We start from the raw sequence: 24,984 nt of genomic DNA, 5'->3' as shown, positions 1-24,984 counted from the left end.
GTGAGTAGTAATCGCGCTGGAGCCAGGAAGCCGGATGCGACGCCTCCTGTTGCCGATGACGTCCGCCCGTGCCGTGAACGCTGAGACAACGCCCGCTATTGAGATGCTCCCGACCGGCGTTCGGATGACTCGGCGCGAGTGTGCCGCCCGGAGAAAGTCCCGCGCGTTGCGGGCTCCAGGCCGAGAACCATGTGCCAATGTTGCTCGATCCGGATCGAGGCATGTTAAGCTCGTGCTCGCCAGATCGTTGAACCTTGTTCTGACCGATTTCCCTGGGTGGTAGTGGATTTCGCGACTTGATCGGCATTCCCTCCTGTGGTCGGTGACCGCATAGCAGCATGCCGTTCGGAAACGCGGCTCGAAAGCTGTACGCCGGGTATGTTGTGAGCCCGCATTCTTTGCCAGATGTCGGAAATATTCGACTCTTCAGGCTTTGAGATACCAAGAAACGTTGACGTACGGGTGCGGGGGCGTTGTCGCACTGCGGCGCGGAGTCCGAGTTGGATTCCAAAGGCCGACCGGTGAAGGGGTCCAGATGAATCTGAGGTCAACCGAACCTGCAGACCGCCAGGCGGATTTGATTCCGCTATCGAGGGCGCAATACGGGATGTGGCTGGCGGATAACCTGCCCGGCGGGCAGGCGATGAACATCGCACAGTACGTCGAGATCGAGGGCCCGATCGACGTCGAAGCCTTCATCGAGGCGGTGAACGTTGCCGGCCACGAATCCGAATCTCTGGTCGTCCGGGTGGTCGAGTTCGACGGCGTTCCCTATCAATTCGTCGATCGCAATATGACTTACGACGAGTCTGTGCTGGACGTCAGCGGGGAGAGTGACCCGTTCGCGGCGGCAATGCAATGGATGCGGCACGATTTCGAAGCCAGAGCCGAGGATATGAGCCGTGACCGGCTCGCCGAGACACGGTTGATCCGAATCGCCGAAGATCGGTATCTGTGGTACGCGCGTGCCCATCATCTCGTCATCGATGGCTACGGTGCATTCAACGTGTTGACCCGGCTGGCCGAGCACTACAACGCATTGCTCGAGGGTCGGCCGCCGGCGCCTCGGGAAGCGGACACGTTGCGCGACATCATCGAGGCGGAGCAAGCGTATCGGGCGAGCTCTCGGTTCGAGAACGACAGGCAATACTGGCTCGGCAGGATTGCCGACCTTCCGACGCCGACGAGTCTGTCCGGTCGTGCTGCCCGCCCGAGCAAGGTCGATCGTGTTTCCGGCGTCGAGCTTCCGCCGCAGTTGTCCGACCTGCTCGACCGTTTCTCCGGCAACCTGCAAGCATCGCCTGCGCAGGTCGTCGTGGCGGCATTCGCCGCATTCCTCGCACGGATGACCGGTGGCAACGATGTGGTGTTGTCGATGCCGGTGAGCGGGCGCGTGACGAAGGGCTTGCGCAATGCTGCCGCGATGTTGGCGAACATGGTGCCGATCCGATTCACGATGGATAGAACGACCACCGTGGAGGAACTGGTCCGTGCATCGGTGTCCGAACTCGTCTCCGCGATGCGGCATCAGCTCTACCGGTTCGAGGACCTGCGCCGCGATTCGAATGCACTGGATGCGTCTGCGAACTCGTTCGGTCCGATCGTCAATATCCTCTTCTTCGACTCCGAAATTCGTCTCGGGTCTGCTGTCGGCCGCTATCGCGCGCTGACCTCGGGCACATTGGACGATCTCCAGCTGAATCTCTACCGTTCCGGGGTCGACGCGCCACTGTTGATCGAACTGCACGGCAACGCGAATCTCTATGGCCAGGATGAACTCTATGCGCACGCCCACCGATTCATCGCCTTCCTGCAACGACTGATCGAAGCGCCCGTCGACACAGCCCTGATCGCTGTTCCGCTCGTTGACCGTGCTGAAGAGGCGCAGATCGCCGGGGAGCTGGCCGGCCGCGACGGGGCAACGAGTACGGCAACGCTCGTGGATTTGCTGACGCGACAGGCCGATGCGACTCCATCGGCAGTTGCCGTCACATCGGAGGGGGGCCCCCTCCCCTATCGGGAGCTGGACGAGCGTTCCAATCGGTTCGCACGCACCCTAATCGCGCTCGGAGCGGGCCCGGACTCGCTGGTGGCGATCGCGATGCCACGGGATGCCGATCTCATCATCGTCACGCTGGCCGTGCTGAAGTCAGGCGCCGGATACCTGCCGCTGGATATCGCGCATCCGGCCGATCGGCTGGAATACGTGCTGAACGACGCCGATCCGATCGCCGTAGTCACGACCGGCGACATGCGCGAGCTTGTGCCCGGAGACCCGGGCCGCGTGGTGCTGTTCGACGAGGTCGCCGGCGACGAGGCTGCGACACCTGTCACCGACGCCGACCGGACCAGCCCGCTGCGCCCCGACAACATCGCCTACGTCATCTACACCTCGGGGTCGACCGGTCGGCCCAAGGGCGTGGCCATTGCCCATCGCGCCGTGGCGACGTACCTGGTGAACGCGTGCGCCGAGATCGGCGTGCAGCCCGGCGACGTGTGGATGTTGTTCCACTCCTTCGCGTTCGACTACTCGGTGTGGGAGATCTTCGGCGCGTTGGCCAGTGGTGGCTGCCTGGTAGTCGTGGACACCCCCACCACCCGGTCACCAGACGATGTCGTGCGCTTGGCGGCACGCGAGAAGGTGACCGTCTTCAACCAGACACCGTTCGCGTTCCAGCAGTTCGGTGCCGCGTACCGGCGGTACATAGATGCGGGTGAGCCTGACGGTGAGCTTTCGCTGCGACTGGTCATACTCTCGGGCGAACGACTCGATCCGGCTGTGCTGGCGGACTGGTATGAGCACAACCCGGAGCTCCCGGTGCTGGCGAACAGCTACGGCATCACCGAAACCACGGTGTTCGTGACCTATTTCGGCATGACACGGAGCATCGCGACGGCGGACGCCCCGAGTACGATCGGTCCGGCACTGCCTGGTCTGCGCACCTATGTTCTCGATGAACAATTGCGGCCGACGCCGTTGGGCGCCTGGGGCGAGATCTACGTTGCCGGAACGCAACTCGCCCGCGGTTATCTCAACCGCTCATCGCTGACTTCCGCCCGATTTGTTGCCAGCCCGTTCGGCCGACCAGGCGAGCGGCTCTATCGTAGCGGCGATGTGGCACGCTGGAATCACGAGGGTGAGCTGGAATACCGTGGCCGTGCCGATCAGCAGGTGCAACTGCGTGGGTTTCGCATAGAGTTGGATGAAATTCGCACCGCTTTGTCGACCCATAGCGCGGTCTCAGCAGCGGTTGTCATCGTCCATCGCCCTGGCACGGCGGCGGCCAAGGTCGTGGCCTATGTCGTGCCGACCGGTGAAGATGCCTGTACAGCCGACATTCTCCGCACGTATGTCGCGACGCTACTGCCGGAGTACATGGTGCCGGCCGTCGTCGTGGTGGTGCCCGAGCTGCCGCTGACGGTGAACGGCAAGGTGGACTATCGGGCGCTGCCGGAGCCGATCTTCGATTCGTCCGCAGCCTATGTGGCGCCGAGTTCGGCGGTCGAGGAGGCGATCGCGGCCATCTTCGCCGAGGTGCTGGACCTCGAGCGAATAGGCGTGCTGGACCACTTCTTCGAACTGGGCGGCAATTCGCTCACCGCGACCAATGCCGCCGCGAGAATCGCCGAGCTGACCGGATCCGCTGTGTCGGTCCGCGATCTGTTCAGCAAGCCGACCGTCGCCGAACTCGCCGCGTATATCGACATCGAACACCACCACAGAGCGCTCGTGCTGCGCGCGGAACCGCGCGTCGAGCCGATTCCGTTGTCGCCGGCGCAGAATCGGATGTGGCTGATCAATCAGGCCGACCCGGCCTCCACGGCATACAACATTCCGCTGGTGGTGCAGCTGACCGGACGACTCGATGTCACTGCGTTGCGCCTGGCTCTGATGGATGTGATCGATCGGCACGAATCCCTGCGGACCGTCTATCCGGACACGAAAGGGGAAGGGAGGCAAGTTGTTCTGGCACCCGGGCACGGTGTCGGCCTGATACCGGAGACGATCGATTGCGCCGACATCGCGCATCGCATCGGTGAGCTGACTTCGACCGGTTTCGACGTCCGAACAAGTCCACCGATCCGAGTCGCGCTGCTCGAGTCCAGCGAACGGCGTCGGCACGTGCTGGTCGTGGTTCTGCACCATATTTGCTGTGACGGTTCGTCGCTTCCACCGCTCGCGGTCGATATCGCGACGGCCTATGAAGCAAGGTCGCAGGGAAGAACCCCGGACTGGCAGCCCCTGACCGTGCAATACGCCGATTACAGCATCTGGCGCCACGAGATGCTCGGCGACGAGGACGATCCCGAGTCGTTGGCGGCACGCCAGTTGCGTTACTGGGTGACACAACTGGCGGGAATGCCGCCGTTGCTAGAGCTGCCCGCGGACCGTCCGCGTCCTGCTCGCCAATCCATGCGCGGCGACATCGCCGAGAGCGTGATCCCAGCCGAAACCTTTGCTGCGATCCAGTATCTGGCCCGCACGTCCGGCGTCACCACCTTCATGGTCATCCATGCCGCGCTGGCGGTGCTGCTGGCCCGGCTGTCGGGCTCGGGGGATATCACCATCGGGACACCGGTCGCGGGCCGAGGGGAGCGTGCGCTGGAACCGCTCGTCGGCATGTTCGTCAATACGGTGCCGCTACGTACCGAAGTGCGTTCCGATGAATCGCTCCTCGAGTTTCTGTGGCGGGTCAAGGACATCGATGTCGACGCGTTTGCCAACAGCGACCTTCCGTACGAACGGATTGTCGATGAAATAGATCCCAGGCGATCGGTCGCGCACGCACCGCTGTGCCAGGTGTACCTCGTTTTCGAGAACATGGACCGTCCACGGCTGGAGCTGCCCGAACTCACGGTCGAGATCCTGGATCCGGGGCCGCAACCGGCGAAGGTGGACGTTATCGTCACCGTCGCCGAAAACGCTTCTGCGGGAGGCGATGTCTCCCTCCGGATCAACTACGCCACAGATCTGTTCGATCGGGAGACGGTCGAGGAATGGGCCGTGCGGCTGAATCGGGTCCTCGATGCGGTGGTGTCGAGTCCCGACCTGCCGGTGGGTCGCGTGAATGTGCTGTCGGGGAGCGAGCAGGCCGGGTTGGTGCCCGCGTCGGGGGGCCGTGCCGTGGCGCCGCGGGTCTTGGCGGAGTTGTTGTCGGTCGCGGATCCCGATGCGGTGGCTGTGGTTTCGGGTGGGCACACGATGTCGTACGGTGAGCTCGATGAGCAGTCGAATCGTGTTGCCCGGCAATTGATCGCATGCGGTGTCGGCCCGGGCGACCAGGTCGCGTTGGCGATGGCCCGGTCGGTGGAGTTCGTGGTCGGGATGTGGGCGGTGACCAAGGCGGGCGCGGCGTTCGTGCCGGTGGATCCGCGCAATCCGGTCGACCGCGTCGCCCTCATGGTGGCCGATGCCGACGTGCGGGTGGGTCTCACCGTCGAGGTGTCACAGGACCTGCTGCCGGACTGGGTTCAGCGGCTGGTGCTCGATGCACCTGACGCACAGGCGCACATCGCGGCTCGGTCCTCGGCCGTGGTGACGGATGCAGACCGGCTGCGGTCCTGCCGTGTCTCGGACGTGGCCTATGTGCTCTACACCTCGGGGTCGACGGGGGCACCGAAGGGTGTCGCGGTCACGCACTCGGGACTGGCGAATTTCGCTGCCGAGCAGCGGCATCGCTATCGGGTCGACAGTTCGTCGCGGGTGTTGCAGTTGGCAGCACCGGGTTTCGACGCGGTTGTGCTGGAGTTGCTGATGGCTCATGCGAGCGGCGCGGCGTTGGTGGTATCGCCTCCCGAGGTGTTCGCGGGCCGTGAGTTGGCGGAATTGATCGGGAAGCAGCGGGTATCGCATGCCTTCCTGACCCCGAGTGTCCTGGCGACAATGTCGCCGGCCGGTCTGGATTCGCTGCGGGTGCTGGTCGCCGGTGGGGAGGCGGTGTCGGCGGAGACGGTCGCGGTATGGGCGCCGGGCCGACAGCTGTTCAACGGTTACGGACCCACCGAGACCACGATCATGGTGGCGATCAGCGACCCGCTGTGCGCCGGGGACCGCGTCACCCTCGGCGGCCCGATTCGTGGCGTCGAGGCCGTGGTACTGGACGCGGGCCTGCAGCCGGTGCCTGTCGGAGTATCGGGACAGCTGTATGTCTCCGGAGTGCAGCTGGCCCGCGGATACCTGAAGCGACCGGCCGCGACAGCCACCACCTTCGTGGCCGATCCGTACGGTCCCCCGGGCACCCGGATGTACCGCACCGGTGATCTGGTCCGGTGGACATCCGAGGAAACCCTCGAATATCTCGGTCGCGCCGACTTCCAGGTCAAGATCCGGGGACAGCGCATCGAACTCGGCGAGATCGAGGCCGTTCTCGCCGCGCACCCCGCCGTGGCAGCAGCGGTGACGGTGGGTGCGGCGACCGCCGGCGGGTCGCGACTGGTGGCCTACGTCGTGTCGGCCAACGGCGCCGTCGACACCGCGGATCTGCTCGGTTACGCCGAGCGGCGCCTGCCGTCCCACATGGTCCCGGACACGGTGATGGTGCTCGACACGCTGCCGTTGTCGGCAGTGGGCAAGATCGACCGTCTGGCGTTGCCCGAGCCGGTTTTCGCCACCGGCACAACCGAATACGTCGCACCGCGCGACGCGGCCGAGCAGCTGGTCGCCGATGTGTGTGCCGCCGTGCTGGGAATCGAACGGGTCGGTGTGTTCGACAGCTTCTTCGATCTGGGCGGCAACTCGCTGTCCGCGACCAGGGCGGCAGCGCAGCTGAGCGCCGCGTTCGACACCGATGTCTCGTTGCGCACGCTCTTCGAAGCGCCGACCGTCGCCGCGCTGGCGGAGAGCATTCGGACCAGCGACGCGGCCGGACGGGAACCGCTGGGCCCGCAAGAGCGCCCGGACCGGATCCCGCTCTCGCCCGCGCAGACGCGCATGTGGTTCCTCAATCAGTTCGATACCGCCTCGCCGATGTACAACGTTCCGATGGTCGTCCACATGTCGGGCAACCTCGACGTCGCCGCCATGCACGCGGCGATCGCCGATGTGATCGACCGGCACGAATCTCTGCGAACCATCTACCCGGACAGCGACAGTGGACCGCATCAGGTGATTGTGCCGGTGGCGACGGCACGGCCTTCGTTGGAGCCGGTGCCGGTTCCGGAAAGCGAGGTCGAGGCGCGCATCGGCGCGGAGGTGACCGCCGGGTTCGATGTCACCTCCGAGGTTCCGTTTCGGATGACCCTGCTGCGCAGTGCACCCGACGAGCACACTCTGATTCTCGTCGTCCACCACATCAGCTTCGACGGGTCGTCGCTGGCGCCGCTGGCCACAGACCTCGCGACCGCCTACCAGGCCCGCGTCGGACACCAGTGCCCGCAGTGGACGCCGTTGCCCGTGCAATACGCGGATTACGCTGTGTGGCAACAACACCTACTCGGTTCCGAAAATGACCCGAACAGCCTGACCGCCGCCCAGCTCGAGTATTGGCGCGCGACCCTCGCCGACCTGCCCGAGGTACTCGACCTGCCGGCCGATCGTCCACGACCGGCCAGACAGTCGTTCCGGGGTGCGGCCATATCGACGGTGGTTCCCGCAGACCTCCATCGTGATGTGATCGCGTTGGCCCGGCGACTCGACGCGACGGTCTTCATGGTGATGCATGCGGCGTACGCCACGCTGCTGGCGAGGCTTTCGGGAACCGGCGACATCGCGGTGGGCACACCGATCGCCGGCCGCGGCGAGCCCGGACTGGACAATCTGATCGGAATGTTCGTCAATACACTGGTATTGCGGACCCGCATCGACCCTGGCTCGTCGTTTCTGAACATTCTCGATCAGGTCCGGTCCGCCGATCTGGGCGCATTCGAGACCGCCGACATTCCGTTCGAACGGCTTGTCGAGGTGCTGAATCCGCCTCGCTCGACCGCACATTCGCCCTTGACTCAGGTTGGATTCTCGTTCCAGAACATCGAGATCCCGACCGTGGAGTTCGCGGACCTGACGGTTTCGGCCCGGATGGTCGATCCGAGCGTGGCCAAGTACGACCTGCATCTGAACCTTGTCGACTCACCGGCGTCGGATGGCGACCCGGGCGACATGGCGGTCGAATTCAGTTATGCGACAGATCTTTTCGACGAGGCGACGGTCGCCGCGATGTTCGACCGCTACCTGCAGTTGCTGCAGGCGATCGTGGCCGAGCCCACCTGTGTCGTGGGCGATATCGAGCTGCTGACCGCGAACGAGGCGCGCGAGCTGGCGGCGTGGTCGAGCGGTGAGTTGACGAGTCCCCCGTCCGAGACGATCGCGTCCCTGTTCGCCGCGCAGGCTGCCGCGAACCCGAACAGGATCGCGGTTGTCGACGCCGAGGGTGGCGGCCGGCTCGGTTACGGGGAATTCGCTGCGCGGGTGAATTCGCTGGCCCGGGTGCTGATCGGACGCGGAGTCGGCCCGGGAACCGTCGTCGCTGTCGCGATGCGCCGCTGTGTCGATCTGCTGACCACGCTGTACGCAATTCATGCGGCCGGCGCGGCCTACCTGCCGCTGGATCCGGATCATCCAGTCGACCGGGTGCGTGCGGTCGTCACCGACGCGAGACCGAGTGCCGTCATCACCCGGCCGGTCGACCGGGCGAATGTGCCCGAAAACGTACCGGTGTGGGCATTCGAGCAGCTCGATGGCGAGCGCGCGGATACGTCGACGCTGACAGACGCCGATCGGCCCCGGGCGCTGCGCCCGGATGATCTGGCGTATGTCATCTACACCTCCGGCTCGACCGGCGTGCCCAAGGGGGTGGCCGTACCGCATGCCGCGGTGGTCAACCAACTTCGCTGGCTGCGGGATCACTACGGGCTCGGGGCCGAGGACATCATGCTGTTGCGGACGCCGACCACATTCGATCTCTCGGTCTGGGAGCTGTTTTCCGCACTCACCTGCGGCGCGTCGGTGGTTGTCGCTGGTCGCGACGCGCACCTCGACCCCGGAACCGCAGCCGGGCTGCTCGCCGAACACCGCATTACGACCGTGGACTTCGTGCCGTCCTCGCTGTCGGCATTCCTCGATGCGGCCGGCGCGCGGAAGTTCCCTGATCTGCGGCGGGTGCTGTGCATCGGTGAGGCACTGCCGGCCGAGACCGTCCGTCGCTTCCGGCAACTCAGCCCAGCGCGCATCGACAACCTGTACGGGCCGACGGAGGCGGCGGTGAGCGTCACCGCTCACCGCATCGACGCGCTCGACGACGTCACCGTGCCTATCGGCATCCCCGAGGCGAATGTGGTTGTGCGCGTGCTCGATTCGCGACTGCGTCAGGTTCCTGTCGGGGTGACCGGAGAGCTGTACCTGGGTGGAATCCAGCCGGCTCGCGGCTATCACGAACGCCCTGGCCTGACGGCAGCGAACTTCATCGCCGACCCCTTCGGCAGCACAAGCGGTGCCCGGCTGTACCGCACGGGTGACCTGGTTCGCTGGGGCTCGGATGGCAACCTGCGTTATGTCGGCCGTGCCGACACCCAGGTGAAGGTGCGTGGTCTCCGCATCGAACTCGGTGACATCGAAGCCGCGTTGGTCGCGCACGAGCAGGTTGCCGCGGCCGTCGTGCAGATGCGCACCGAGCGCGGCGAACAGCGCCTGGTCGCGTACCTGGTTGCCGCGGAGGCACTGGACCTCCGGCAGGTCCGGGCGTTCCTGCTGCAGCGGCTGCCGGCATACATGGTGCCGTCCTCGATGGTCCGAATCGATGCTGTCCCGCTCACCGTCAATGGCAAGGTCGACTACCGGGCATTGCCGGCACCGGATGTGAGAGGCTACGAAGCGGGATACCGTGCGCCGCAAGGCCTCATCGAGCAGACCGTCGCCGGGGTAGTCGGCGAACTGCTCGACGTTCCAGAGGTCGGCGCGGACGACAACTTCTTCGACCTCGGCGGAAACTCGCTTCTCGCAACGCGTGCGCTGAGCCGGATAGGCGACATCGCAGGCGTCACCGTGCCGGTGCGGGCGATCTTCGAAGCACCCACTGTCGCAGAGCTGTCCGAACGAATCGGGCAGCTGCGCGCGGTGCCGAACCTGCCCGCGCCAACTCGCACCCCGCGCCCGGATCGTATCCCGCTGTCACTGGCACAGGCCCGGATGTGGTTCCTCAACCAGTTCGATCCGAGTTCGCCCGGATATGTTGTGCCGCTGGCGATGCGGCTCGACGGTAGCGTCGATCTCGATGCGCTCGCAGCGGCGGTCGGTGACGTCATCGAGCGGCACGAGAGTCTGCGCACCATGTATCCAGCGGTCGACGGCACGCCGACGCAGGTCGCGCTCGACGCGGCCGACGTCGTCGGAAACTGGGATCTCGGGCCGCAACCGGTCGGTGAGCACGAGTTGCCGGCCCGATTGACCGAGTTCTTCGGCACCGGATTCGATGTGTCGAAGGGCGTGCCGCTGCGCGTTGCCCTGTATCGACTGTCCGACGAGACCTGGGTGATCGCGCTGGCAGTCCACCACATCAGTTGCGACGGTTCGTCGGTTGCACCGCTGGCCGCCGACATCGTCACCGCCTACCGTGCACGGTCCGGCGGCAATCCGCCGGACTGGGCGCCGCTGTCCGTACAGTTCGCTGATTACGCCCTCTGGCAGCGCGAGGTGCTCGGCTCGGCGGAGGACCCGAACTCGTACCTGGCCCACGACCTCGCCTACTGGAGAGCACAACTCGCGGGTATCCCCGATGTGATCGAAGTGCCGACCGACCGGCCACGGCCGCTCGTGCAGACACAACGCGGCGCGGTCGTCCACGCCACGATCCCGAGCGAGCTGCACGCCCGGTTGGAGGCGCTGGCGCGGCGCGCCGGGGCGACGACATTCATGGTCGTGCACACCGCGTTGGCGGTGTTGCTGTCGAGACTTTCCGGCAGTGACGACATCACCATCGGTGTGCCACATGCCGGCCGCGGCCATCGATCGCTGGACAACCTGATCGGGATGTTCGTCAACACCCTGGTGATGCGCAGCCGGTGCAGGCGGGATCAATCGTTCACCAGTCTGCTGAACCAGGTGCGGCGCACGGCCACCGAGGCTTTCGACCATGCCACCGTCCCGTTCGAGCAGTTGGTGGAGGCACTGAACCCAGCGCGATCGACGTCGCATACGCCGTTGTTCCAGGTCATGCTCGCCTATCAGAACATGGCACAGGCGCGGGTCGAATTTCCGGGTCTCACCGTGGAGAGCCTCGATCCGGAGGACAGCGCCGCGATCTACGACCTGCTGCTGATGATCACGGAGGGACACGGCGCTCACCGTGAGCCGACCGGCATGACGTTGCGGCTGACGTATGCCACTGACCTTTTCGACGATGACTCAGCGCTGCGCTTCGCGGAACAATTCGTGCGTGTGCTCGACGCCGCCGCGACCGATGCCGACGCGGCGGTCGGCGGTATCGAGTTGCTCGATGCCGCGGAGCGCCACCTGGTGCTGCGGCGATGGAACGACACCGCCGGCCCCGCGGCGACCGGCCGGACGCTGGTCGACGCTGTCGACGAACAGGTCGCCCGAACCCCGGATGCTCCGGCGATCTGTCTTCCGGGCGGCATCAGGATGACCTACCGGGAGTTCGACACCCGCGTCAATCGCCTGGCCCGATGGCTCATCGCCCGTGGCGCCGGGCCGGAAGTTGTTGTCGCGGTGGGCATCCGGCGATCGATCGACCTCATTACCGCGCTGTACGCGGTAGTCAAGGCGGGCGCCGCGTTCCTGCCGATCGATCCGGATCATCCGACCGCCCGCATCGCTGATGTGCTGAACGCGGCGCAGCCGCTGCTGGTACTCACCACCTCAGCGGATGGCGACGCACTGCCGAGTGGGTTCGAGATCTCGTGCATCGATCGAGTCGACGTGGCCGGTCTTCCGGATGTCCCGATCACCGACGCCGAGCGTCGTACGCCGCTGCGGCCGGACAATGTCGCCTACATCCTGTTCACCTCCGGCTCCACGGGAGTCCCCAAGGGCGTCGCGCTGACCCACGCCGCGACCGTGAGCCAATTGGCATGGGCACAGCGGCAATGGCCGCACGACGCGTCCGACACCGTCCTGCACAAGACCCCGATCACCTTCGACATCGCCGTATGGGAGCTGTTCTGGCCGTTGCAGACCGGTGCGCAGATCGTGGTCGCCGAACCCGATGGACATCGCGATCCCGGATACATCGCAACCATCATTGCGAACCATCAGGTCAGCACCGTGCACTTCGTGCCATCGATGCTCGAGGTTCTCGTCGAAACAACCGCGGGTACCCCACTGCCGTCGATCCGACGGGTCTTCGTCGCCGGTGAGGCGCTGGCGCAGCGCATCGTCGACGCCGCCTCGCGGGTATTCGCGCATGCCGAGGTGGTGAACTGGTACGGCCCGGCCGAGGCGGAAGTCGTGACGGCTGCGCGTTGCCTGCCGGGGATAGCGAACCGTTCGATGGCCCCCCTCGGTACACCGGTGGCCGGCATGCGGGTCTACGTCCTGGACCCATGGCTGCGACCGGTGCCGATCGGTGTCGTCGGCGACCTCTACGTCTCGGGTGTCCAGCTGGCGCGCGGTTACCACGCCCGTCCCGACCTCACCTGCGGCGCCTTTGTCGCGCACCCCTTCGGCAGGCCCGGTGAGCGACTGTACCGCACCGGCGACCTCGTCCGATGGGTGAAAACCGGCGAGCTGGAATACCTGGGCCGCAGCGATCTCCAGGTCAAGGTCCGCGGCCAGCGGGTCGAGCCGGGTGACGTCGAAGCGGCGCTGTCCGCGCTCCCGGACGTCGCACGCGCTGTGGCCGTAGCCACGACGGATCGAATCGTCGCATACGTGACACTCGCTCCCGGTGCGCGCACCGATGGGCGCTCGATTCGCGACCGGCTCACCCACGCATTGCCGGCCTACCTGATTCCGGCCGCCGTTCAAGTCCTCGACGCGATCCCGTCGACACCGAACGGCAAGCTCGACCGAGCTGCCTTGCCGCAGCCGGTGTTCGACGACGCCGAGGAATTCGTGCCACCCCGCACCGAACGCGAAGCGGCCCTTGCGGCAATCGTCGCGGAGATCACCGATCGCGATCGGGTGACCGTGACGGCCAACCTCTTCGAGATCGGGGTCAACTCACTCTCGGCCGCCCGCATCGCAGCCCGGGCCACCGCGGAGCTCGGCATCGAGGTCGGCATTCGCGACATCTTCACCGAACCGACGATTGCCGGATTGGCCGAGCGCCTGCGCACGAGAGCCGGACACGCGGCGGTTCCGCTCACCGCCAGGCCGCGCCCGGCAGCGGTCCCGTTGGCGGCGGCACAACGGCGGATGTGGTTCCTCAATCAATTCGACACCGCCTCGGCGGCATACAACATCTGCTTTGCGGCCCGGCTGACAGGCCGGCTGGATCTCGAGGCGCTACAGGCGGCGCTACTCGACGTCGTGGAGCGGCACGAGCCACTGCGCACGGTGTATCCCGCCGTCGACGGCGAACCGTGCCAGGTAGTGCGTCAGGTCGCGGCCGCGGCCGCGGAGCTGACGCTGGATCCGGAGTCTGTCGCCGACGAGGCGGAGCTGGCCGACCGGATCCGGCAGGTCGTCGAAACAGGTTTCGATGTCGTGGATTCGGTGCCGGTGCGAGCACGGGTGTACCGCACAGGGAACGACGAGCATGTGATCGTGCTCGTGGTCCATCACATCGCGGCCGACGGTTCCTCGATGGCACCGCTGGGCCGCGATATCTTCGCCGCCTACGCCGCGCGTGTGAACGGCGAAGCACCGCAGTGGGAACCGCTCGAGGTCCAGTACGCGGACTACGCGCTGTGGCAGGCCGAAACGCTCGGTGCCGAGGGCGATCCGGAGTCGCCGATCGCGCGGCAGATCGCACATTGGAGCGAGGTCCTCGACGATGCTCCGGAGCTGCTGGACCTGCCGACGGACCGACCCCGGCCCGCCACCATGTCGATGGCCGGCGGCAGTGTTCGCTTCGCGCTCTCGGCGCGGCTGCACGACGAGATAGCGCGGCTGTCCCAACGCGAGGGTGTCACGGTGTTCGTCGTGCTGCATGCCGCACTGGCGATCCTGTTGGCGCGCACCGCGCACAGCGCGGACATCTCGATCGGTTCTCCGGTTGCCGGCCGAGGCAGCCGGGAACTGGACGATATGGTCGGCATGTTCGTCAACACCGTCGTGCTGCGCACGCGAGTCCGGGACGATCTGTCGTTCCGCGAACTCCTGGCCGAAGTACGCGACGTCGACCTGGAAGCGCTCGCTCACGCCGATGTGCCCTACGAGCGGCTCGTCGACATCCTCGACCGTGCCCGATCCACCGCGTACACACCGCTCTATCAAGTGATGTTCGGTCTGCAGAACATGCGTGCGGCCCGGTTCGAGCTCCCCGGCGTGGATGTCGAACTGCTCGACCCCGGTATCGCGCAGGCGAAAACCGATATCACCGTGCTGATGACCGAACGTGGCGACGGCGGTCGGCCGGCCGGAATCGACGGCGAGATCATCTACGCCACAGACCTTTTCGTGGCGTCCACGGCCGAATCGCTCGCGGCGCGATTCCTCCGGGTCCTGGAGTCGGTCGTGTCCGACCCGGCCCGGACGGTGGGCGGCATCGATCTGCTCGACACATCGGAGGCCGAGCGACTGGTCCCGGCGCGAGGTGGCGAGAGCCCGGCGCCGTGTCTGCTGCCCGATCTACTCGCCGCGGCGGTGGCAGCGGATCCGACCGCGACCGCCGTGATCGGCGAAACCGAAACCCTCACCTACGCCGAACTCGACCGCCGGTCCAATCAGCTCAGCGCACACCTGCTCGCCCGAGGAGCCGGGCCGGGCACGCTCACCGCACTGGCCGTGCCGCGTTCGGTCGACTACCACGTCGCCATGTGGGCGATCGCGAAGACCGGCGCCACGTTCGTACCGGTGGATCTGCGCTATCCCGCGGAGCGGATCGCGCACATGGTGAACGATTCCGGTGTCACCGCGGGGATCACGGTCGCGTCCGCGCGCGCGTCGCTTCCCGACGATGTCCGATGGCTGGTGCTCGACGAACCGGAAGCAGCCGCCGAGATCGCCGCGCAGACCGGCCGGGCCATCACGGATGCGGCTCGTGGCCGGGCCGTACGGATTCGGGAGGCCGCGTATGTGATCTACACGTCGGGGTCGACCGGAACACCGAAGGGTGTGGTGGTCAGCCACGAGGGGTTGGCAGGCTTCGCGGCCGAGCAGCGGGTCCGCTATCGGGTGGACGCCACATCGCGTGTCCTGCAAGTGGCGGCGCCTGCCTTCGACGCGGTGCTGCTCGAGGCGTTCATGGCGTGCGCGGCCGGCGCTTGCCTGGTCGTGTCGCCACCGGAGGTTTTCGGCGGCCCTGATCTGGCCGCACTGATCCGCACACATCAGGTGACCCACGCGTTCCTGACACCCAGTGTGCTGGCGACGATGTCGCCCGAGGACTTCGCATCGGTGCGGGAACTGGCGGTCGGCGGCGAGATGGTGTCCGCGGACCTGATCGCCACCTGGGCGCCGGGGCGGCAATTGCACAACATCTACGGTCCGACCGAGACGACGATCGTGGTCACGATCAGCGATCCGGTCCAGCCGTCCGACCCGATCACTATCGGTGGTCCGATCCGCGGCGTCGAGGCGGTGGTGCTGGACGCCCGGCTGCGTCCGATGCCCATCGGTGTGCCCGGGGAGTTGTACTTTTCCGGCGGTGCCTTGGCGCGTGGCTACCTGAACCGCCGCGCTACGACCGCCGGTGCGTTCGTGGCGAACCCCTACGGTGCGCCGGGATCGAGGATGTATCGCACCGGCGACATCGTCCGCTGGACCGCGAGTGGTGTGCTGGAGTACATCGGCCGCGTCGACTTCCAGGTCAAGATTCGTGGCCAGCGCATCGAACTCGGGGAGATCGATGCTGTGCTGCAGGCACACCCGCAGGTTGCCACCGCCGTCACCGTGAGCCGCTCGGGACCCGGCGGGCAGCCCGTGCTCGCCGCGTACGTCGTGGCCGAGCCCGCGGCGGCGGTTGAACCCGATGCCGTGCTCGACCACCTCGCTGCGGTGCTGCCCGCCCACATGGTGCCGTCGACGATCACCGTGCTCGACCACATGCCGCTCGCCTCGACGGGCAAGGTGGATCGAAAACTGTTGCCCGAACCAGTTTTCGATACCGGCGGCGACAAGGACGTGGTCGCGGCAAACGAGTTGGAGCGCACGATCGCCGCCGCTTTCGTGGATGTGCTCGGCGTCGCGTCGGTTGGTGTGACGACCTCGTTCTTCACGCTCGGCGGTGACTCCATCATGTCGATCCAGCTGGTCTCGCGGCTGAAGACGGCGGGTGTGGTCGTGACCGCGCGGGATGTCTTCGAGCACAAGACCGTTCGCGGGCTGGCGCAGGTGGCCGTGGCTGCGGACCGGGTGTTCCTCGCGGAGCTGCCGGGCGGTGGCGTGGGAGACATTCCCTTCACGCCGATCGTGTCCTGGTTCGTCGACCGGGTCGGGACAGCCGATCGGTTCGCACAGTCGATGCTGGTTCGTCTGCCGCGGGACGCGCGCGTCGACGAGGTGATCGCGACCGTGCGGGCAGTGCTCGAACAGCACGACATGTTGCGGTCGCGGATGCGCGAACAGTGCATGGATGCGCTACCCGCTCACGCCGCCGATGCGACCGGCGCGGTATTCGTGCGAACCTTCCGGGCGCACGAGGCGCCGGGTAGCGACGGTTTCACGGCTGTGGTGGAAGCGGCGCTGACCGAGGCGTCGGATCGTCTCGATCCCGCGGCGGGCCGGATGATGCAGGTCGCGTGCCTGCTTCCGGAATCGGGCGTCGAGGCCGATGCCCGGGCCCTCATCGTGATTCACCACCTGGCTGTCGACGGGGTGTCGTGGCGAATCCTGCTGCCCGACTTCGTCACCGCGTGGCAGCAGATCGGGCAGGGACGCACGGTCGAGTTGCCGGCACAGGGTACGTCGATGCGGCGATGGGCACACGCGCTGACCGCTGCCGCAGCCGGCCGGGGCAGCGAGTTCGAGCTGTGGCAGCGGATGAGTACCGCCGCCGATCCGCTGCTCGGGACGGCGGAATTCGATCCCGCCGTCGATACCCACGCGACGGTGCGGTACCTGACAGCGTCCATTCCGGCCGCGGTGACCTCGGCATTGCTGGACTCGATACCGACGGCCGTGCGCGGCAACGTCGACGACGCGTTGCTGGCCGGGCTGACCGTGGCCCTGACCCGTTGGCGCGCACGGCGCGGCCTTCCGCACCCGGGCATGAAAGTCCTGCTGGAAGGACACGGCCGTGAGGAGCAGATCGCCCCGGGAGCGGACGTGTCACGCACCGTCGGCTGGTTCACCAGCGCGTACCCCGTGGCCCTCGACCTGAGCGGAATCGACGACGCGGACCTGCGTTCGGCAGTGAAGTCCGTCAAGGACCAGCTGCGCGAGATACCCGACAAGGGCATCGGATACGGCTTGCTGCGCTATCTGAACACCGACACCACCGACGTGCTCGCGAAGGCGCCCCAGCCGCAGATCAGTTTCAACAATCTCGGCCGGGCCGGTGTGGATCTCACCGCCCTGTCGGATCTCGCGTGGGTCCCGACCGATGAGCAGTTCGACCGCCGATCCGCCTTCGATCCGGATATGCCCGCCGCAGCGGTGATCACGATCGACGTCGATATCGTGGACACCGACACCGGACCTGAACTGTCCGCGCATGTCGGCTACGCGTCCCGGCTGCTCGAGCACGACGATGTGGCCGAACTCGTCGCCGGATGGGTCGACGCCGTCACCGAGATCGCCACCCTCGCTCGCGCCGACGAGCGGTGGGGATTGTCCCGGGCCGACGTTCCGCTGGTCGACGTCACGCAGCTCGATCTGAACGGATTGGCAGACCGGTACGGTCCACTGAGCGACGTATGGTCATTGGCGCCGCTGCAGGAGGGTCTGCTGTTCCACGCCGAACTCGCGGCGGGCGAACTCGACGTGTACACCGCGCAGTCGGTCCTGACCCTTGCGGGCACGGTCGACGAGAACCGGCTCGAATGTGCTGTACGAGCGCTGCTCGAACGCTATCCCAACCTGCGGGCCGCCTTCACCCGGACCGTCGATGGCGTTCCGGCGCAGGTCGTTCCGGCAAGCACCACCGTGCCCTGGCGCAGGGTCGATCTCTCCGGCGACACCAGCGCAGTAGCGGCGCTGATCGAAGCCGAGCGGGCCGTCGTTTTCGATCCCGCCGACCCGCCGCTGCTGCGGTTCCTGCTGATCACCCTTGGACAGAACGAGTTCCGGCTGGTGCTGACGGCGCACCATCTGCTCCTGGACGGCTGGTCGCTGCCGCTGCTGTGGCGCGAGCTCATCGGTTTGTATGCTGTTGCCGCCCAGCCGGAGTCACTTCCGCCAGCGGCCTCGTATCGGCAGTACCTGGAATGGCTGGACCGACGCGATCGCGACGCAAGTATCGAGGTGTGGCGGGACGCGCTCCGGGATATCGGTGAACCGACGCTGGTCGCCGATCCACGCGCGCCGGCGACGGCGGACATTCCGATCGATGTGCCGATCGTTGTAGATCGTTCCGCTACAGCGGAATTGGTGACATTCGCGCGGGCGCGGGGCGTGACGATGGCGACGATCGTGCAGTTCGCCTGGGCCGTGGTGCTGGGCAACCTGCTCGGTGTCGAACGCGTGGCGTTCGGCAGCACAGTATCCGGCCGCCCCGCCGAATTGCCCGATGTCGAGTCGATGATCGGCCTGTTCATCAATACGATTCCGGTCGTCGCCGAGGTGCGGCGAGATCTGACCATCGAGGATGCGCTGCGTCGACTGCAAGCGGACAACACCCGTCTGCTCGACCACCACTACCTCGAACTGTCGCAGGTCATGGCGGCCACCGGTAACAGCCAATTGTTCGATACCCTGGTCGTCTTCGAGTCGTATCCGGTCGACAGCAGTGGCCTGGGCGATGTGGACATCGACGGAATGCGAGTGGTCTCGGCGGACGGCCGCGACGCGGCGCATTACCCCATCACCGTGCAAGCGCACCAAACCGACGAGTTGCACGTCCGAGTCCGCTACCAACGAGCCCGCGTCGACGAGGTGATGGCGGCCGGTCTCGCCGGCCGTCTGGAAACCGTGCTACGGACGCTGGCCGGCGATCCGGATACGGTGCTCGGTGCGATCGATCTGCTGACCGAGGACGAGCGGAGCACGCTGGTGCCCGCATCGGGCGGAGGGGCCGTGGCACCCAGCCTGATGCCGGAATTGCTGGTAGCGGGCGTGACGGTGAATCCCGAAGCGGCAGCGATAGTGTCCGGTCAGGACACGTTGTCCTACGCGGAGCTGGATGCCCGGTCCAACCAGCTGGCTCGGCAGTTGATCGCATGGGGCACAGGACCGGGTGATCGCGTCGCGCTGGCGATGCCGCGGTCGGTCGAATTCGTGATCGGCCTGTGGGCGGTGACCAAAGCGGGCGCGGCGTTCGTGCCCGTTGATACCCGGAATCCGGCCGAGCGCATCGCGCTCATGGTGGCGGATGCCGGCATTCAGCTGGCGGTCACGGTCGAAGAGACGCGAGATCTGTTGCCCGGCACGGTATTCCCGTTGGTACTGGACGATGCGGACATCGAGCGGTCGGTCATCGCGCAATCGCCCGCCCGCGTCACAGCTGGAGAACTCGTGCGGATGCCGCACATCCAGGATGTGGCATACGTTCTCTACACCTCGGGTTCGACCGGAATGCCGAAGGGTGTCGCCGTCACCCATGAGGGGCTCGCGAATTTCGCTGCCGCGCAGTGGGATCGGTTCGGTGTCGACACCGGATCGCGAGTGCTGCAGGTCGCTGCTCCCGGCTTCGATGCCATGGTCCTCGAGGTGCTGCTGGCTCACACCAGCGGTGCTGTCCTGGTGGCTGTGCCCCCAGCAGTGTTCGCTGGGCACGAGTTGATGGAACTGGTTCGCGCACAGCAGATCTCGCATGCCTTCCTCACTCCCAGCGTGTTGGCGACGATGTCGCCGGCCGGGATGGATTCGCTGCGGGTGCTGGTGGCGGGGGGCGAGGCGGTAACGCCGGAAACGGTCGAAATATGGGCGCCGGGCCGAACTCTGCTGAACGGTTACGGCCCGACCGAAACGACGATTCTCGCCGCCATCAGCGCTGCGCTGCACCCGGGTGACGCGGTGACCATCGGCGGGCCGATCCGTGGTGTCGAGGCTGTCGTGCTCGATGCGTGGTTGCGGCCGGTGCCCGTCGGGGTGGTGGGAGAGTTGTACCTCGCGGGGGTGCAATTGGCGCGTGGCTATGCGGGCCGAGCCTCGGCCACCGCGGGCGCGTTCGTGGCGAATCCGATCGGTGCGGCAGGTTCGCGCATGTACCGCACCGGCGACCTGGTTCGCTGGACATCGGAGCACACTCTGGAATATCTCGGACGCCGCGATTTCCAGGTCAAGATCCGTGGCCAGCGCATCGAACTCGGTGAAATCGAAACTGTTCTGGCCGGGTATCCCGGGATCTCCCAAGCGGTAGTTCTGCAGCGGAAGGATCACCGCGGCATCGACCGACTCGTCGGCTATCTCGTCACTGACGAGGAGCTGGATCCGGATGATGTTCGTGCCGCTACGCGGCTGCGGCTGCCCGCGCACATGGTGCCCGAGGCGTTCGCGGTGCTGTCCGAACTTCCTCTCACCGCGACTGGCAAACTCGACCGCTCGAAGCTTCCCACTCCGGAATTCGCGGTCGGCCGAGAACGGGTCGCTCCCCGCACCGACGCCGAACGACGTGTCGCCGCCGTGTTCGAGAACGTGCTGGGCGTCAACGGTGCCGGGGCGACGGACAGCTTCTTCGACCTGGGCGGCGATTCGCTGTCGGCCACTCGGGTGGCTGCACAGTTGAGTACGGCGGCAGGAGTGCGACTGGGGGTCCGCGACCTGTTCCAGGCGCCGGTGGTAGCCGAACTCGCCGCTCGGCTGGCGACTCTCGACCGCGACTCCCGGGTGCCGTTGACGGCGCGCCCCCGGCCTGCGCAGGTACTGCTGTCACCGGCGCAGCAGCGAATGTGGTTCCTCAATCAGTTCGACACCGCCGTCGGCAGGTACAACATCCCGCTGGTGATCCGGCTGCGCGGAGAACTCGACATCGATGCGCTCCGGCACGCGTGTGAACTGGTCGTCGAACGGCACGAATCGCTGCGTACGAAGTTCCCGATGGTCCATGGCCGGCCCTGTCAGGTTGCCGTCGCTGTCGATGAGGTCGTACCCGCGCTGATTCCGGTTCAGGTCGGCGAACATCAGGTGATGGATCGCGTGATCGCCGTGGTGTCGGCGGGTTTCGATGTGACGCAAGCGCCCCCGTTGCGGATGGAATTGCTCGCTGTCGACGACCAGGACCACGTTCTGGTCATCTGTGTGCACCATATCTGCACGGATGGCCAGTCGATCATCCCGCTTGCGCGGGATGTGGCGATGGCGTACGAGGCGAGCAGCCATGGGAAAGAGCCCACGTGGCCGGTACTTCCGGTCCAGTACGTCGACTATGCGCTGTGGCAGCACGAGATGCTCGGGTCGGCGGACGACCCGGACTCGGTCATCTCCCAGCAGTTGCGATTCTGGAAGGACACCCTTGCCGGGCTGCCCGAGCTGCTCGAGCTGCCGACCGACTTTCCACGGCCGCCGGTCGCGTCGATGGATGGGTGCGCGATCGAGTTCGAACTTTCCGCGGATCTGCACGAGCGAATCGCCGGCCTGGCACGCGAGGCGAACGCGACGGTCTTCATGGTCCTGCAGGCCGCGCTGGCCGTGCTGCTGTCGAGGCTGGCCGGCGTCGACGATATCGCGATCGGCGCCCCGATAGCCGGACGTGGCGAGCGTGACCTCGACGATCTGATCGGTATGTTCGTCAATACCCTTGTGCTGCGGTCACGGGTGTCGATGCGGCAGCCGTTCGCCGAACTGCTCGCCTCGACCCGTGAGACGGATCTGGCGGCGTTCGCGCATGCGGATGTGCCTTTCGAACAAGTCGTGGAAGCGCTGAATCCGCCCCGGTCGACCGCGCATCTTCCGCTGTATCAGGTAACGCTCGATGTCCAGAACCTGGGCAAGGCCGCATTGGAGCTGCCGGAGCTCGGTATCGAGCTGATGGAAAACGGTTTCGAACAGGCGCAGGCCGACCTGAATGTGAAGTTGGCCGAGCGATCAGGTCAGGGCGGCCGTCCAGACGGCATGGTGGGACGACTCACCTTCGCTACCGATCTCTTCGTGAACGAGACGATGACTCGGTTCGCGCACGCTTACATCCGGATTCTGGAGTACGTCACCGCGAATGCCGCGGTGCCTGTCGGCGATATCGACATCGTCGATCCGATGCAGCGGCGCGAATTGCTGGACGCGGCAGGGGAAGACGGCGCCGTGGTCGCAGATGTCACACTCGCAGACTTGTTCGCTGCCCGAGCCCTGGACCAACCGGATGCCGTCGCGGTCACCGATGGCGTCTCGCAGCTGACCTACGCGGAACTGGATCATCGGTCCGCCCAGGTCGCGGCCCGGCTGATCGAACAGGGTGTGGAGCCGGAATCGCTTGTGGCCGTCGCATTGCCGCGTTCGGTCGAACTGGTCGTGGGCCTGCTCGCAGTGATTCGGGCAGGCGCCGGGTATCTGCCACTCGACGTGGCGTATCCGTACGACCGATTGCGGTTCGTGCTCGATGACGCGCGTCCAGCGGTGGTGCTGACCTCCGTCGAAACGGCTACGGCCCTGCCTGAGTACGCGGCACCGATGGTGCTGGTCGAGGATTGTGCGGACGCAGCGGACACCGCCGACGCGGCGATGCCGAAGTTGCGGCGGGACAATGTCGCGTACGTGATCTACACCTCCGGATCGACGGGCCGTCCCAAGGGAGTGCCGATCAGTCACCGCGAAGCGGTCACGTTGTTCACCAGCACGGCCGAACGTTTCGATATCGGCCCAGACGACGTGTGGACGCTGTTCCATTCGTACGCCTTCGATTTCGCGGTATGGGAAATGTGGGGTGCGCTGCTGTCCGGTGGCAGGCTGGTTGTGGTCGACTACGACACATCCAGGTCGCCGAAGGAGTTCGTCGATCTCGTGGCGCGCGAGCGTGTGACGGTATTGAGCCAGACCCCGTCGGCGTTTTACGGATTCGCCGAAGCAGAGCGCGTATATCGCGAATCTGGTTACACCGCAGGTCAACTCGCTCTGCGTTACGTCGTATTCGGTGGCGAACCGCTGGATGTATCCCGCTTGACCAATTGGTTCGCGGATCACGATCGAAAATCACCGTGCTTGGTCAACATGTACGGGATCACCGAGACGACGGTGCACGTCACGTTCCGCACGATCGAGGGCATGGAGGTGGCCGGGATCGGATCACCGCTGCCAGGGTTGCGGGTGTATGTGCTCGACGACCGGTTGCGACCGGTGCCGATCGGCGTCGCCGGGGAGATCTATGTGGCCGGCGGGCAACTGTCGCGAGGCTACCTGCGCGCCCCGGCTTTGACCGCAGGACGATTCGTCGCGGATCCCTTCGACTCGCATGGTTCGCGGTTGTATCGATCCGGAGATCTCGGCCGGTGGAGCAAGTCCGCGCGCGGGCTCGAATTGACCTACACCGGTCGAGCGGATGCGCAGGTACAGCTGCGCGGTTACCGCATCGAACTGGGTGAGGTGGAATCCGCATTGCTCCGGCATCCGCATGTGGTACGCGCCGCCGCCGCGGTGCATCGCCATGTGCACGGCGTCGATCAGCTGATCGGCTACGTGGTGGGGGCCGACGGCCAGCAGATCGATCCGGGCGAGGTCCGGGAGGCTGCCGCCCGTGTACTGACCACGTACATGGTCCCCTCGGCGGTAATGGTGCTGCCAGGTCTGCCATTGACGGTCAATGGCAAACTCGATCGAAAGGCTCTGCCCGCTCCCGATTTCGATGCATCGGTGACCGAGTTCGTCACGCCGCGAACTCATTCCGAGAAGTTGATCGCCGACGTCTACGCACAGGTCCTGGGCCTGGAGCGGGTCGGGGTGTCGGATGGGTTCTTCGATCTGGGAGGCAATTCGCTGCTGGCCACGATGGCGGTGGCCGAGTTGAGCGCTCGTGGCGTGACGATCGCCTTGCCCTGGATGTTCGACGATGCGACACCGAAAGCGTTGGCGCGCAGGGCCGACGAAGCCGCGGGCGGCTCCGGTCTGGAGGTGTTGCTTCCGCTTCGTGCGAGCGGATCGAAGCCTGCGATATTCGCCGTACACCCCGCCGGCGGATTGGCGTGGTTCTACGGCGGCTTGGTCGAGCATGTGGACAAGGAACGACCGGTGTACGGCCTGCAGGATCCACATGTGGTCGCGGGCGAACCAGGCGCGAAATCGGTGGATGAGTTGGCAGAGCGGTATGCGGCCGAGATTCGCGGAGTGCAGCCGCACGGTCCGTATCACTTGCTCGGATGGTCGCTGGGTGGGCAAATCGCGCACGCGATCGCGGTCAGGTTGCAGCGCGACGGTGAACTCGTCGGCACCCTGACCCTGTTGGATTCCGCACCAGATATGTCCGCTGATTCGATGATCGCCGCGGGGGACGAGTCCGCACCAGGACACCTGATGGCGGACCTCCTCGGCGGCTGGCGGGAATTGTTCGACCTCGGCGATGTGGTACAGGCGCACAGCCATGAGCAAGCATGGGCGGTCATCCGCAGCCAAGTGGTCGGAACCGGGCTGTTCACCGCCGAACAGACGGATCGGGTGATGGAGAGTTTCGCTACCGCGAGTGACCTGGCAGCCGGTTACCGGCCCGCAGTTTTCGACGGAGATCTCCTCTTCTTCACTGCCGGCAAAGACCGCACGGAAGAGGACGCTCTCGTGCAGGCGTGGCGCCCGTACGTGAACGGCAAGATACACAACACGGTTGTCGACGCACGTCACCTCGAGTTCAGTCATTCGCACGCAATGGCCGTTGTCGGCTCGGTCCTGGAAAGGTTCGTGAACCTATGTTGACT

General features: G+C 66.0%; 1 protein-coding gene. It reads left to right on the top strand.

Translation table 11 applies throughout. From position 1 onward, the window contains the following. The first annotated feature begins 535 nt into the window (after positions 1 to 535). The gene (locus tag ACFRAQ_RS15950) at positions 536 to 24,982 is read left to right on the top strand and encodes a non-ribosomal peptide synthase/polyketide synthase (RefSeq protein WP_379099870.1); all 24,447 of its coding nucleotides are present in this window, start codon (positions 536 to 538) and stop codon (positions 24,980 to 24,982) included. Positions 24,983 to 24,984: the final 2 nt, after the last annotated feature.

It is taken from the genome of Nocardia sp. NPDC056611, from assembly GCF_042792755.1.
Taxonomy (GTDB): Bacteria; Actinomycetota; Actinomycetes; order Mycobacteriales; family Mycobacteriaceae; genus Nocardia.
The sequence above is the reverse complement of the archived record's forward strand: the minus strand, read 5'-3'. Positions and strand labels throughout refer to the sequence as shown.